This window comes from Chthoniobacterales bacterium (genome assembly GCA_039930045.1).
GTDB lineage: Bacteria > Verrucomicrobiota > Verrucomicrobiia > Chthoniobacterales > DASVRZ01 > DASVRZ01.
This window is the reverse complement of record JBDSQB010000013.1, coordinates 1-13,429: the sequence shown is the minus strand read 5'-3', so window position 1 is coordinate 13,429 and position 13,429 is coordinate 1. Positions and strand designations below refer to the sequence as shown.

At 57.3% G+C, this 13,429-nt stretch carries 13 protein-coding genes; 10 read left to right on the top strand and 3 right to left on the bottom strand.

Going from position 1 to position 13,429, the window contains the following annotated elements; all coding sequences use genetic code 11:
• Positions 1 to 2 precede the first annotated feature (2 nt).
• Positions 3 to 542 carry a GNAT family N-acetyltransferase gene (locus ABIT76_10150; protein MEO7933507.1) on the top strand — a complete coding sequence of 180 codons (540 nt, stop codon included), beginning with the start codon at positions 3 to 5 and terminating at the stop codon, positions 540 to 542.
• On the opposite strand, the gene ABIT76_10145 is transcribed toward ABIT76_10150, so the two are convergent.
• From ABIT76_10145 to ABIT76_10135, 3 genes are read right to left on the bottom strand one after another with little or no spacing between them, the layout of a single operon-like run.
• On the bottom strand, positions 529 to 879 hold the full coding sequence (locus tag ABIT76_10145; GenBank protein ID MEO7933506.1) for a DUF4870 domain-containing protein: 351 nt from the start codon (positions 877 to 879) through the stop codon (positions 529 to 531). The two genes, ABIT76_10150 and ABIT76_10145, sit on opposite strands and share 14 nt — an antisense overlap.
• A gap of 57 nt (positions 880 to 936) precedes the next feature.
• A complete protein-coding gene (locus ABIT76_10140) occupies positions 937 to 1,761 on the bottom strand; it encodes a hypothetical protein (GenBank protein ID MEO7933505.1) in 825 nt (274 codons plus the stop codon).
• A 5-nt stretch (positions 1,762 to 1,766) separates the two neighbouring features.
• Entirely contained in the window at positions 1,767 to 2,024 is a 258-nt protein-coding gene (locus ABIT76_10135; GenBank protein ID MEO7933504.1) for a glutaredoxin family protein, read from the bottom strand.
• 117 nt (positions 2,025 to 2,141) lie between these two features.
• On the opposite strand from ABIT76_10135, the gene ABIT76_10130 reads away from it, so the two are divergent.
• The 9 genes from ABIT76_10130 to ABIT76_10090 all read left to right on the top strand — a co-directional run bounded on the left by ABIT76_10130 (position 2,142) and on the right by ABIT76_10090 (position 12,744).
• Positions 2,142 to 3,026, top strand: coding sequence for a phosphatidate cytidylyltransferase (locus ABIT76_10130; protein ID MEO7933503.1), 885 nt, complete (start codon positions 2,142 to 2,144; stop codon positions 3,024 to 3,026).
• Positions 3,023 to 4,156, top strand: a complete 1,134-nt coding sequence (locus tag ABIT76_10125; GenBank protein MEO7933502.1) for a 1-deoxy-D-xylulose-5-phosphate reductoisomerase — start codon at positions 3,023 to 3,025, stop codon at positions 4,154 to 4,156. Before ABIT76_10130 ends, ABIT76_10125 begins: the two co-directional genes overlap by 4 nt.
• Positions 4,157 to 5,812 (top strand): RIP metalloprotease RseP, encoded by a 1,656-nt coding sequence (rseP, locus tag ABIT76_10120; protein ID MEO7933501.1) that lies wholly within the window; start codon positions 4,157 to 4,159, stop codon positions 5,810 to 5,812. It abuts the gene before it with no gap.
• Positions 5,813 to 5,894: 82 nt separating this feature from the next.
• Positions 5,895 to 6,158, top strand: coding sequence for a 30S ribosomal protein S15 (rpsO, locus tag ABIT76_10115; GenBank protein MEO7933500.1), 264 nt, complete (start codon positions 5,895 to 5,897; stop codon positions 6,156 to 6,158).
• Between the two features lie 246 nt (positions 6,159 to 6,404).
• Complete coding sequence (locus ABIT76_10110; protein ID MEO7933499.1) at positions 6,405 to 8,558, top strand: polyribonucleotide nucleotidyltransferase; 2,154 nt, start codon at positions 6,405 to 6,407, stop codon at positions 8,556 to 8,558.
• 149 nt (positions 8,559 to 8,707) lie between these two features.
• Entirely contained in the window at positions 8,708 to 10,336 is a 1,629-nt protein-coding gene (locus ABIT76_10105) for a SpoIIE family protein phosphatase (protein ID MEO7933498.1), read from the top strand.
• A gap of 39 nt (positions 10,337 to 10,375) precedes the next feature.
• Entirely contained in the window at positions 10,376 to 10,864 is a 489-nt protein-coding gene (locus tag ABIT76_10100) for a YajQ family cyclic di-GMP-binding protein (GenBank protein MEO7933497.1), read from the top strand.
• A 305-nt stretch (positions 10,865 to 11,169) separates the two neighbouring features.
• A complete protein-coding gene (locus ABIT76_10095; GenBank protein MEO7933496.1) occupies positions 11,170 to 11,796 on the top strand; it encodes a hypothetical protein in 627 nt (208 codons plus the stop codon).
• Between the two features lie 621 nt (positions 11,797 to 12,417).
• Positions 12,418 to 12,744 (top strand): hypothetical protein, encoded by a 327-nt coding sequence (locus ABIT76_10090; protein ID MEO7933495.1) that lies wholly within the window; start codon positions 12,418 to 12,420, stop codon positions 12,742 to 12,744.
• Positions 12,745 to 13,429 lie beyond the last annotated feature (685 nt).

Genomic DNA, 13,429 nt, shown 5'->3' with positions numbered 1-13,429 from the left:
CTGTGAATCTGGTCATTCGCCCCGCCACTCCGGAAGACGCGTCGAAAATCGCGAGCTTCAATGTGGCTTTGGCGCGTGAAACCGAGCAGCGCACGCTCAATCGCCGGCTCGTCGGCGTGGGGGTGCGCACATTGTTAGGAGAACCGAAACACGGCTTCTACATCGTCGCCGACAACGGGAAAAAAATCGTGGGCATGGCCATGATCACTTTTGAATGGAGCGACTGGCTAAACCGTCAGTGGTGGTGGTTGCAGAGCGTCTATGTCGATCCCGCGATGCGTCGGCAGGGCGTCTTCAGCAAAATCCACGGCTACATTCAGGAAATGGCCGAGCGGCAGGGAAACGTGGCAGGCATCCGGCTCTACGTGGAGAAGGAAAATCGCGCGGCGCTGCGTTCCTATCGCAAGTTAGGATTACAACCTAAATCGTATCGGTTTTTAGAAAATCCGCTGCCTGTGAAAAAGGCAGCGCCGAAAAAAAATGATCCGCCGCAGCCGGAAGTCCTAGCGTTTGACAAACATCGGAATGTTAGACGAATCTAAGAGTTAGCGGGTAGCGATAGAACTGGCCGTCGGAGGCTTTAATGCAGGCGACGATGCTGCAGATCACAGAGCCGATGCCGAGGATGAATAACAACGGAACTCCGATGAAGATGAAGCAGAGCAGGAATGAGACGAAGGCGTAAAGATAGACGCTAATGTGGAAATTCAGCGCTTCCCGGGCGTGTTCGGCGGTGAGTGGCGAGTCCTGTTTCTTTACGAAATAAACGATCAGCGGCAGGATAAATCCGACTCCGATGATGAGCGAAAGATGGCAGAGGATGATCCAGATTTTATCATCGCTGCCGGTGGCGAGCGGGGGTGGGGGAGGCGTGTCCATGCGAGTTAGATATGACTCGAAGTGGTATGACGTTTTCCCGCGCCAACGGCAAGTTTTTTACAGCCGCACGAAGTCCCAGATGAACTGGCACCAGATGAAAAACAGCCCGCGCCAGGAGTAGCGGACCTTGCCTTCCTCCGATGGCAGGAGCACGCCGGCGCGCAAGTTGTGGTCGATCTGCTGCCGCAAATCGGTCTGCATGCCTTCGAGCATCGTCTCGGCGTTGAGTTCCATCGTGCTCTCGGCGTTGACGTGGTTCTTTGCCAGAAACGACTCGTGCTGGCTGATCATCGTGACGAAATCCGACATCGGCGCGACGCGGTTGAGCTGCAAGTTTGGCGACGGTTTCAGCGCCGTGGAGAATGGATAATTCCAAGTCGTCCAGAGCTTGCCGTCGGTCGTGCGCGTCGAGAGCGACAGATAGAAAAACGCCACCTGATCCTGGTCGATCGAGCAGATCGCGGCCTGCATTTTTTCCTTCTCGCGATAGAAGAGCCGGAAAAACTGCGCCTGGTTTTCCCAGTCCCAGCCCGTGTCCTCGACATGCGCGAAATGATTCGACTCGATCTCCTCGGTCAGCTCATCGAGATCGGGAAACAACTCGCGCGAGGGCGGACGTTTGCTTTCCAACGTCTTGTCCATCGGCAGGCGCAGACGGCGCACGCGGGTGAGAATTTCCAGCCACGGAAGCAGGAGCCAGATGCTGAGGCAGACAAATCCCATCCAGACGCTGCCGCCGGGCAGCCAGCCGATGAGAAAGGAGACGCCGAAAAGACAGAGCACCGCCAGTTTTTGCGCGATGGGATGCGCCACCGTGCGGAAGGCCAGGCCGAGCACGCCGACGCCGACGAGCAACGCCAGGGCTGAAGAGAGGGGCATCATGGCTATTACTTCGCGGGCCGGATGTCTTCCGTTTTTAGAAATTGCTCAAGCTGGGCGGTGTCGAAATCGGCAAGGTGTTTGTCGCCGACGACCAATGTGGGAACGAAGCGCTGACCGGAAATTTTCTGCATTTCACTGTAACTCGCCTGGCTCTGATTCACATCGATCTCGCGATAGGCGTAGCCTTTTTGATCGAGCCAGCTCTCCGCCGCGATGCACCAGGGGCAGGTTTTTTTGACGTAGAGAACGAGTTCTTCGGGCATGAGGCGAAATAGAATGGCGAGTCCGGGATGTGTCAACCGACGCGGGCGTGGGGACTATTCATTTGCAAGATGCGCCGGGCTTGCCTATGAAATCCCGTCCCCCGCGTTTTCCGATCCATGACCAGCTCCAAGAAATCCATTTTTTTCCGCCGGCTGGCCAGCACGCTCACTCTCTGGGTGGTGATCCTCGGGACGATCCTGATGGGCTGGGAGCCGGGGATTTATCTGATCATTTCCGGGCTGGGTCTGATCGCACTCTGGGAATTTTTTACGATGCTCGACGCGTCGCAGCGGCCCAATTTCAAGATCTTCGGCATGATCTGCGGCCTGGCCATGCTCACGGGAGGTTACTATTGGAGCCAAAGAAACGGCCCGCCGAGTGCCTACGATTTCGAGCTGGCGATCCTGATGTGCTTCATGCTCGGCGTGTTTGCGCGGCAGATGTTTCAGAAAACGCGCGACCCGTCGCCGATTGAGACGATGGCTTACACGATTTTCGGGCTGCTCTACGTCGTCTGGCTCTTCAGTTTCATCATCAAGGTCGTCTATATCGTCCCGCGCAATGCCGACCATTCGATTGGAGGTCAATTCTACCTGCTCTACCTGCTGGTCGTGACGAAATTTAGCGACATGGGCGCCTACATCACGGGCAGCCTGATCGGAAAACACAAGCTCGTGCCGCACATTAGCCCGGCGAAAACGTGGGAGGGTTTCTTCGGTGCGCTGGGCTTTTCGCTGATTGCCAGTGTCGGCTTGTGGAAGCTGCTGCCGCAGAAATTGTCGTTGCTAAACTTGGAGCACTGCATCGTGCTCGGGCTCTCGCTCGGTTTCGCGGCGATCATCGGTGACCTCGGCGAATCGCTCATCAAACGCAGCGCCAACGTGAAGGATTCCGGCAGTTTTCTCCCGGGAATCGGTGGTTCGCTGGACCTGATCGACAGCCTGCTTTTCACCGCGCCGCTGCTTTATTTCTACCTCCGGCTGGTCATCCTGCCGCTATGAAGCGCGTCGTCGTTTTGGGCGCGACCGGCTCGATTGGGCAGAGCGCGATGCGGATTGCGCGCCAGATTCCGGATCGGATGCGGATTGTCGGAATGTCGGCCCATGTGAATGGAACTCGACTCTCCGAAAACGCAGCCGAGTTCCATCCGACTGCGGTTTGTCTGGTGGATGAAACGAAACGCGGCGAACTCTCGCTGCCGAATGGAACGCAGACATTTTTCGGTGAGTCGGGTTTGATCGCACTCGCCACGCTGCCTGAGGCCGACATGGTCCTCATCGCCATCGTCGGCACCGGCGGCCTCGCGCCCGCTCTGGCCGCCATCGAAGCGGGCAAGGACATTGCCGTCGCCAGCAAGGAAATCCTCGTCATGGCCGGTGAAATCGTCATGCGGAAGGCGCGCGAAAAAGGCGTTCGCGTGCTGCCAGTCGATAGCGAGCACAATGCCATTTTTCAATGTCTCGAAAACCGCGATCCTGCGACAGTTCGGCGACTCATTCTCACCGCATCCGGCGGTCCATTTCGCCAGACGCCGCAGTGCGATCTAGCTCGAGTTACCATCGAGCAAGCTCTCAAACATCCGACCTGGGACATGGGCCGCAAGATCACCATCGACTCCGCCACGCTCTTTAATAAAGGCCTCGAAATGATCGAGGCCCGCTGGCTTTTCGACACCCCGATGTCGAAGGTCGATGTCGTCGTTCATCCGCAAAGCATCATCCATTCGATGGTCGAATTTGTGGACGGCTCCGTTCTCGCGCAGATGAGCCACAGCGACATGGGATTCCCGATCCAATACGCCGTGACTTACCCCGACCGACTCGCGAATAACCTGCGTCCGCTCGACTTTGCCGCTCTCGGCCAGCTCACGTTTGAAGCGCCGCGCACGGCCGATTTTCCCGCGCTCGATCTCGCCCGCGCCGCCGGGGAAACCGGGGGAACGCTGCCTGCCGTCTTCAACGCCGCCAACGAAGTCGCAGTCGAACGTTTCCTCTCCGGCGCTGTCTCATTCCCCGACATCTGGCGGATCGTCGCCAGCGTCATGCAGGCGCACCGACCCGTTGCAAACCCCGACCTTCCCACTATCCTAAACGCCGACGCCGAAGCCCGCGCCGCTGCCCAAACTCTCTAAATGTCCATCCCTGAAATCCTGAAATTCGTCTTCATCCTGCTTGAAGTCGTCCTCATTTTTAACCTCATGATCATCGTCCATGAGCTCGGCCACTTTCTGGCGGCTCGCTGGCGCGGACTCGTGGTGGAAAAGTTTGGCATCTGGTTTGGCAAACCCCTTTGGAAACGCACCATCGGCGGCGTCGAATACAGCCTGGGCACGATTCCCGCAGGCGGATTTGTCGCCCTGCCGCAGATGGCTCCAATGGAAGTGATGGAGGGAAAAGTGGAAACGCCGCGCGAGCAATTGCCGCCGATTTCCGCGCTCGACAAGATCATCGTCGCCTTTGCCGGGCCGCTTTTCAGCGTGCTGCTGGCCTGTGTTTTTGCACTCATCGTTTACACGATTGGCCGTCCGCAAAACGAGGGCGAAGTCGGCACGACGATTGGATTTGTCGCGCCGGATTCTTCTGCGGAAAAAGCCGGACTGCTGCCGGGTGACAAAGTGCTCACAGTCGATGGCGAACGCGTCAAACGCTTCGGCGGCATGAGCGAAAGCATCAGTTGGAACGTGATCAAGAGCCAGGGCAGCACGATTGATTTCGTCGTTGAGCGCAATGGAACTCAGACCAAGAAGACCTCGAAATTTGAAAAACAGGACCACGAAATCTGGCAGCGCGCCGGGTTCCGCACCGTCGGCGTCGGTCCCGCCGAGACGCCGCGCATCGCCAAAATCGCCGCTAACTCTGCCGCCGCGAAGGCTGGTTTGCAGGTAAAAGATTACATCGTCGGCATCAACGGCCAGAAAGTTTACAGTCCGGAAGGACTCGACCAATGGCTGAGCGCGAACCCGCTGGCGTCGGTGACTTTCGATGTAGAGCGCGATGGGAAAAGGCTCCCGATCCCAATCCAAGTCGAAGGTCCGCAGGTCGAAACCGTGATGACCAACAGCCCCGGCCAAGTCGCCGGAGTGCAGCCCGGAGATCGCGTGATGGCGGTCGATGGCAAGCCGGTTTTCAGTTCTTATGCCGTGCTCAATGCCGTCCAGGCAGCGAAGGATCAGGTGCTCACACTCGAGTTAAAGCGCAATGGCGCGGTGAGTCAGGTCAAAGTCAAACCAGCGCTCCCGGATCGCCCAAAAACGATCAAAAACCCCATGATTGGCGTCGGCTGGGCTCAGGATTCGCTCGCGGGAATCACTTGGGACGGCATGGGCCGAGTCCAGATGGTGCATGATGGTCCGATCACGCAGTTGAAGGCAGCGGGGATGACTTTGGTCAACACGGTGAACGCGCTTTTCACCAAAGGATCGGACGTGGGCCTCCAGCATTTGTCGGGTCCGGTGGGCATCATGAATGTTTATTACCGGCTCTTTCAAAACGAATACGGCTGGCAGATGGCGCTCTGGTTTAGCGTCGTTTTGAACGTCAACTTGGCGATTATGAACATGCTGCCGATACCGGTTTTGGATGGGGGTCACATCACTTTGGCGCTGGTCGAGGCCGCGCGTCGTCGCCCGGTGAATACGAAAGTGCTCGTCGGCCTGCAGACCGCCTGCGCCTACGTGATCATGGGTTTTCTGGCCTACGTCAGCTTTTTCGATGTCGGCGATATTTTCGGCCGCCGAAAAATCGTTTTCGAGCACCCGGCTCCGGCAGTTTCTGCTGCGCAAAAATAGGTTCGACTTCCATTCGATTCATTTTCCGAACTTCCATTTGCATTCCATCTTAAATCATTCATAATCGAAGGCTCTCGAAATTATGGCAAACACCGCTACACCCACCGACCTCAAGCCTTTCCAATTGCACGAAGGCGACACTGGCAGCGCCGACGTTCAAGTCGCGCTCATCACCTCCCGCATCACTTACCTGACTGAGCACCTCAAAACGCACACCAAGGATCACCATTCCCGCTACGGTCTGCTCAAACTCGTCGCCCAGCGCCGCAGCTTGCTCGATTATCTGAAGCGCACCTCGGCTGAGCGTTACAAGAACCTCATCGAGAAGCTCAACCTCCGTAAGTAACGGACCATTTTTATTGCCGATTCCCGGGCCGCTCTTTGGTTTTAACTGAAGTTCGGCCCGGTTTCGCAATAACGTAAAACAAACAACAACCCCGGCACCCTCGCCGTCTGGATTTCCGATCTGAGTCCTAGGTTTTAGTCCCGAAACCGCCAGCGCATCTGGCCTTTTTTTCGAGATTAAAACCTGTGAGTCAGAGTCGGCCAGACACAGCAGGCGGGTGGGCCATTTCCAAATAGAAAGACACTCATGTCACAAGCACCCCATCAAGTAACGGCTCTCGTTGGAGCCAATCCCATCACCATCGAAACTGGCAAAATTGCCAAGCTCGCCGACGGTGCCGTCATCGTCCGCAGCGGCGAAACCATCGTCATGGTTTCCGCCGTTTCCGCCACTTCCATTAAAGAAGGCCAGGACTTCTTCCCGCTGACCGTCGATTACCGTGAAAAAGCGGCTGCCGTCGGCAAATTCCCCGGTGGTTACTTTAAGCGCGAGGGCCGTCCTTCCGAGAAGGAAATCCTCACCGCCCGCATGACGGATCGCCCGTTGCGTCCGTTGTTCCCGAAAAATTATTTCTACGACACCCAGATCATCACCATCCTCCTCAGCGCGGACGGTGAAGTGGATCCCGATATGCTCAGCATCAACGGCGCTTCGGCGGCCCTGATGGTGTCCGATATTCCGTTCGCCGGCCCGATTGGTGCCGTGCGCGTCGGTCGCGTCGGTGGCGAATTTGTCGTCAACCCAACCAATGGCGAGATGCTCGAGAGCGACCTCGACCTCGTTTATGTCGGCACGCTCAATGACGTCATCATGATTGAAGGCGCGGCCAGCGAAATGCCGGAAGACGACTTCATCAAGGCCCTCGAATTCGCCCATATCGAAGCCGCCAAGCTCTGCCAGGCTCAAATCGAACTCGCCCGCATTGCTGGCAAGCCGAAACGTGCGGTCAAGCTGCTCGAAGTGAAAGACGATCTGCTCGAAATCGCCTATAGCGTCGCTGGTGATCGCATCGAAGCCGCCCTTTACACTCCGAGCAAAGTCGCTCGTGGCGTGGCCGTTGGCGCTTTGAAAACCGAAGTCACCGCCGCCATCCTCGAGAAATATCCCGAAGCGGGCAAATTCGAGATCGGCCAGGCCTTCGATTACCTTCAAAAGAAGGCATTCCGCAAATCCATCCTCGAGCGCAAAACTCGCTGCGACGGACGCGACCTCGTTTCCATCCGCACGCTTAGTGCCGAAGTTGGTTTGCTCCCGCGTTCGCACGGTTCCGCTCTCTTCCAGCGCGGTGAAACCCAGGCCCTCGCGCTCGCGACTTTGGCCCCAACCGACGAGGCGCAAAACCTCGACGGCTACACTGGCGGCGAGACGACCAAGCGTTTCATCCTGCATTACAACTTCCCGCCGTTTTCGGTCGGCGAAACTGGCCGCACTGGCTCCACTAGCCGCCGCGAAATCGGACACGGCGCACTTGCCGAGCGCTCCATTCGCCCGGTCATTCCAGCGGTCGATGTCTTCCCTTACGCCCTCCGCGTAAGCAGCGAAGTCATGGAATCCAATGGCTCCACTTCGATGGCGTCCGTCTGCTCCGGCGTGATGGCGTTGCTCGACGCTGGCGTTCCGTTGATTCGTCCCGTGGCGGGTATTTCCGTCGGACTCGTCACCGAGTTTGAAGGCGAAACCATGAGCCGCTATTCGACTTTGATGGATATCATCGGCTCCGAGGATCACTTCGGCGACATGGATTTCAAACTCTGTGGCACCAGCGAAGGTGTGACTGGATTCCAACTCGACTTGAAGCTCCCCGGCCTGCCTCACAGCATCCTCTTCCAGGCGATCCACGAGGCGAAAGCTGGCCGCGGCCAGATCCTCGATGTGATGGCTTCCGCCATTGCCGGTCCTCGCAAGGAACTCAGCAAATACGCTCCTCGCATCGAGACGATCAAGATCGCTCCCGACAAGATCGGCCTCCTCATCGGGCCTGGTGGCAAAACCATTAAGGGCATCGTCGCTGAGACCGGCGCTGAGATTAACATCGATGACGACGGCACCGTCCACATTTACTCGAACAACGGCGACAGCCTGGCTCGCGCCAAGCAGATCATCAACGGCATGACCAAGGAAATCGAGATCGGCGAGACCTACCAGGGCCGCGTCGTTTCGATCAAGGAATTCGGCGCTTTCGTCGAAGTTCTCCCTGGTAAAGACGGCCTCTGCCACGTTTCCGAGCTGGCCGACTTCCGCGTGAACCTCGTCACCGACGTGGTCAACATGGGCGACGTCATTTGGGTGAAATGCATCGGCATCGATGACAAGGGCCGCATCAAACTCAGCCGCAAAGCTGCGATGAAAGATCGCAACGAAGCCGCCGGCGCAGTCGTGGCCGAGACCGCAGGCGTCTAAGTCAGACTCAACTCAAAAACAGGGCGCGTTCTGCAAGGGACGCGCCTTTTTTTGTGATTTTTTTCTTTCAACCCAGCCTCGTTTGTTGACCTAAATGGACTATGTTAGTTCCCCCACTGGTTCATACCGAGGGCCAATCTCTTTCCAGAATGTCGTCTAAAAAAGATACCCCTGTCTCGATTTCCGTCGGCATTGCTCATCCGTTTCCTACATTTGCCCGGCGCGTGCGCGAGTTGCTGGCGTTCTCCAGCCGCGATGTCGCCTTTCACACCACCCGTTTCGCCACGCTCGACGAGGTGATCGACGCGGCGGCCAACAAGCAAATCGACGTCGTGCTCCTCAGCTTGGACTTGGAGGATCGCGTCGGACTGAGCGCCTTCGACGAATTGCACACGCAGACACCCGAAGTGCCGATCATTACGCTGGAAAAAAGCGTGGCGCAGTTTGGGTTCACCGCCGTCGAGCAGGGCGCACAGGATTATCTGACCGAGGACGCGCTGACCACCGAATTGCTGGAGAAATCCATCCGCTGCGCCATCGTGCATCATGGCCGGCGCAATGAGGCCCGCCAGCACGTCGATCTCTTCGACAACCTGCTGGAAAACATCCCCGAGCACATCTATTTCAAGGACCGCAAAAGCCGGTTCATCCGCGTCAATCGCTCCATGGCGGAGAGTTTCCAGTTGAAAGATCCGAAGGACATCATCGGCAAGACCGACTTCCATTTTTTCACCTGGGAACACGCCCAGCCAGCCTTCGACGACGAGCAAATGCTCATCAGCAAACAGCTCCCGGCCATTCAAAAAACCGAGCGCGAAACCTTCGCCGACGGTCGCGTCGCCTGGGTGTTGACCACGAAAATGCCGCTTCGCTCCCGCAACGGACGCATCGTCGGGACGTTTGGCATTTCCCACGACATTACCAAGCTTCAGGAAATGGAGCAGGCGCTGGAAGCCGAGCGCAATCACCTGAAAATCACCACGGCGGAGCTGATGAAAAAGGAGATGCAGATGGCCTCCAATCTGGCTCTCGCGAGAGAAATCCAACTCGCCTTGCTGCCCCGGCAATATCCGAAATTTCCCCCGCAGGCGACGGCGGAAACCAGCCTGCTGCACTTCGATCACCGCTACATTCCCGAGCAGGCGGTCGGCGGCGATTTCTTTACGATCTTCACCGTTTCCCCGACCAAGGCGGGCGTGCTGATTTGCGATGTGATGGGCCACGGCCCGAGCGCGGCGCTGGTGACGGCGATCGTGCGCACGCTTTGCGAGGATTTGCGGCAGGTGTCGCACAGCCCGAGCGAGTTTTTGGGCGGGCTCAATACGGGTCTGAAAAGACTCCTCCAGCGGGTGGAGGACCCCATGCTCTGCACGGGATTTTACCTCACGGTGGACTCGGAAACGGGAGCCGTGGAGTTCTGTAGCGCGGGCCATCCGAGTCCCATTCATATCGACCGGGCAAACGGACGGGCAGCGCTCTTGACCAGCTACGATCCGAGTCACGGTCCCATCTTGGGGCTGCTGGAAAGCGCGCGTTATCCGACGTGTCGATTCCACTTGGAGTCGGGCGACGCGATCCTGCTTTTCACCGATGGCGTGTTTGAGGTTTCCTGCGGCGACGGAGAGGAATACGGCCCGCAAAGATTGCTGGAAACGGTCAGTTCCAAGGTCGGATTGGAGACTGCCAGCCTGATGGATGCCGTGCTGGACGACGTGATCACGAATGCGGAGGTCGGCTTCGAGGACGACGTTTGCATGGTGAGCGTGGAGCGGCGCTAGCAGCTTGCTCTCGGCAGGGAAATTTTCCACACTGGCGACATGCCTACTTTTGACGTGGTCTCCGAGGTCGATAAACAGGAAATTCTCAACGCCCTCGACCAGGCGCGCAAGGAACTGGCCACGCGCTTCGACTTCAAGGGCAGTTCGGCGAAGATCGATTTCACCAAGGAAAACGTCATCGAGCTTTCGGCGGAGGACGGGTCGCGGCTGAAAGGGTTGCACGACATCGTGGTCGGCAAACTGGCCAAACGAAACGTCGATCTGCGCAACATCGACCGCCAGGACCCGGTCATTTCTCCGCTCGGGCACGCGAAGCAGGACTTGGTGGTGAAACAGGGGCTCGACGGCGAGAAGGCCAAGGAAATTTCCAAGGCGATCAAGGCGAATCAGCCCAAGGTCCAGAGCACATTGCAAGAGCGGCAGATCCGGGTAACGGGCAAAAGCCGCGACGATTTGCAGGGCGTGATTGCGTTTTTGCGGAGCAAGGACTTCGAGGTGTCGCTCGCCTTTAAAAACTTCCGCGACTGATCCGCTGCCGGGCTGCGGGCGGAGTTGCAATGGCCGCCGGAGCGCTTCAAACACCTGCCGGAGCACTTCAAACACCTGACGGAGTGCTTCAAACACCTGACGGAGCGCTTCAAACACCTGACGGAGTGCTTCAAAACACCTGACGGAGCGCTCCAAACATCTGCCGACCTGCTTTTTTCTTGCTGCGAGACCAAAAAGATTGCTTCGTTCCACGGATTTGCCCATCCTCCGCGAATCAGCCGAACGGCCCCGGTGGTCTTTCTTCCGGCTAAAACATCCATTCACGCAGCCAATATTCCCAACTTATGTCTGATCCCATCGACCCCACATCCGCCAACAGCGGCTCCCAGCCCGAAAAACGCCACAACGCGGAGCAGGACAAGAAAATCACCAACTACGCCAATGAGGCCGCCACCTTCCTCGATACCCTGCTCAATGACGCCACGCTGAAGGCCGTCGCCGTGGGCCACGGCTACGACGATGCGGCACTCACCCTCGGCAGCGGCTACGTTACCGCGCTCGGCGGCAAAGTGCAGGGCCGCCAATTGGGCATGGGCCAGAAGGAAGACGATCAGGATACCCTCGTCGTCACCGAGAAAACCGTCCGCGCCGATTACGCCGCCTACCGTCTCATCGCCCGCGCCTCCTTCCCCGACCAGGCCGACCGCACCAGCCTCGGCCTCACCGGCGACGTGCCCGAAGACGTGGACCGTTTCGTTACCCTGGCCACCACCAGCTATACGAATTCCGGCCTCGCGCCCTACACCGCGAAGATGACCCTCCGCAACTACGCCCCCGCCCGCCTCGCCACCTTGCTGGCCCAAGTCAAAGGCCTCACCAGCGACGAAGCCAAACGCAACGCCGCCAGCGGCGGAGCCGTCACCACCACCAAAGACCGCGACGGGGCCTACACCAACTGCGCGCCTGGATGAAAGAACTCAAAGGGGTGATGCGCGGAGCGTTAAGAGGCCAGCACGGGGAGTTGGCGAAGTTGAAACTCTAACAAGGTTCAGTTCCGAATCCTGCAGTCTTTAAACAGGCACTACCATGACGACCAGCAGAAATAGACGGCAACATGCCGTAATTAAAGACGGCATGTTGCCGTCTAATACTCGTTAGGCGTTTCTGCACTGCTCTTTCTTTGTGCTTAAAGCCATATTTTACATTATCTGCGGCTATTGGATTTCGTTCATTTTCCTGTGTATCGCAGGTCAATCCTTTCGCCATTTTTCACTTCGAGATTCAACGTTTTTCATGCTATTTAAGCTATTCGCTGCAGGCATTCCCGTCATGATTCTTTGCTCATTCATGCTCAATCGACTTAATCCTAGACTCGCACGCACAGGCTTCATTCTTTCGGCTATAATCTCCTTTTTCACAGTTTTTGCGTTATCAATGCGTGTCGAATAACTGCTTTCCATGCTCACCCTCCCGCCTAACCAAGCGCTGCAGCGAACACTCCGGGCTCGGCACATCGGCTGCTTTCGCACCCGACGCGCCATTCCTCTCCGTGTCGCTGAGCTTGATACGTTAGGCCATTCCACGCGCTTTCTGTGAACGAAGAACGTCCCGATCATCGACTTTACGAGCACATCTACGGACGCGCCGGGCTCACCCAAGCCCTTGCGGACCTATCGGAGCTCTGGGTGATTCGCTCTTTTGCAGATATTCCGATGGGCTGGTCTGCCGAACTCGTTCTACACGAAATTCGGGTTCTCCTCTCCTCTGAGCGTGGCGACATCGCGGCGATGTCTTTTGTTGGTGACGAACGTTTCGATCCTCCCTCCCTTCCTGACCAAGCCAACCGAAGCAACTGTGAGATTGTGCGCCTCTTCCTCGAGAGCGTACATTCGCACTGGAAAGAACGAAATGCTCCATAACTCACAATGGCCTAACCAAGCGCTGCAGCGAACACTTCGGGCGCGTCACGAGTTCTGCTTGCGCAGCCCTCGCGCCACTCCCAAAGCGTCGCTGAGCTTTTACTCGTTAGGCGATTCCGCGCACCTTGTAGCGTATGCTTCTTAGTCTATGCCAATCGAATTCAGACATACAGGCGGAATACTGGATATCAATTATGAAAGCGCCCTCCGAGGACGCTACAACAATCCACCGCCAATCAGCACGTTCGCTGCCTTCGGAGCTCGACTCAATGCGTCGGTCGTAGTTGACGGGTATTGGGACCCAGACCTTCAGATTGGCACCTCGCATTCTCAGAACTTAGCGGCGCTCATCAGTTCAGCACGTCGGCATGGCTATACGGGACTCATGATCAAGCTCAACGACGAAGCCCATCGAACGTTTGAGCCACAAGTTGAAGCCCTATCATCCCAGCACAACGCTGAATTCGCAATCATCGAACCGAAACGTGCGCTCCATCCTTTTCGGCTACGGATTGTTTTCAGCCCAGTTCCTTGACACCGCTCCCTCATGAACGAAACGCCTAACCAAGCGCTGCAGCGAACACTCCGGGCTCGTCACAGTTCGTGCTTACGCACGACCAGTGCCGTTCCCTACGTGTCGCTGATCTTGTTCTCGTTAGGCGTTTGCTCGCGTTTCTTGTGATCG

Excerpts from the sequence above, each read along its gene's own strand:
- ABIT76_10095 (MEO7933496.1), top strand. The coding sequence starts at position 11,170 with ATGTCTGATCCCATCGACCCCACATCCGCCAACAGCGGCTCCCAGCCC.
- ABIT76_10110 (MEO7933499.1), top strand. The coding sequence starts at position 6,405 with ATGTCACAAGCACCCCATCAAGTAACGGCTCTCGTTGGAGCCAATCCC.
- ABIT76_10100 (MEO7933497.1), top strand. The coding sequence starts at position 10,376 with ATGCCTACTTTTGACGTGGTCTCCGAGGTCGATAAACAGGAAATTCTC.
- rpsO (MEO7933500.1), top strand. The coding sequence starts at position 5,895 with ATGGCAAACACCGCTACACCCACCGACCTCAAGCCTTTCCAATTGCAC.
- rseP (MEO7933501.1), top strand. The coding sequence starts at position 4,157 with ATGTCCATCCCTGAAATCCTGAAATTCGTCTTCATCCTGCTTGAAGTC.
- ABIT76_10135 (MEO7933504.1), bottom strand. The coding sequence starts at position 2,024 with ATGCCCGAAGAACTCGTTCTCTACGTCAAAAAAACCTGCCCCTGGTGC.
- ABIT76_10140 (MEO7933505.1), bottom strand. The coding sequence starts at position 1,761 with ATGATGCCCCTCTCTTCAGCCCTGGCGTTGCTCGTCGGCGTCGGCGTG.
- ABIT76_10130 (MEO7933503.1), top strand. The coding sequence starts at position 2,142 with ATGACCAGCTCCAAGAAATCCATTTTTTTCCGCCGGCTGGCCAGCACG.
- ABIT76_10125 (MEO7933502.1), top strand. The coding sequence starts at position 3,023 with ATGAAGCGCGTCGTCGTTTTGGGCGCGACCGGCTCGATTGGGCAGAGC.
- ABIT76_10105 (MEO7933498.1), top strand. The coding sequence starts at position 8,708 with ATGTCGTCTAAAAAAGATACCCCTGTCTCGATTTCCGTCGGCATTGCT.
- ABIT76_10145 (MEO7933506.1), bottom strand. The coding sequence starts at position 879 with ATGGACACGCCTCCCCCACCCCCGCTCGCCACCGGCAGCGATGATAAA.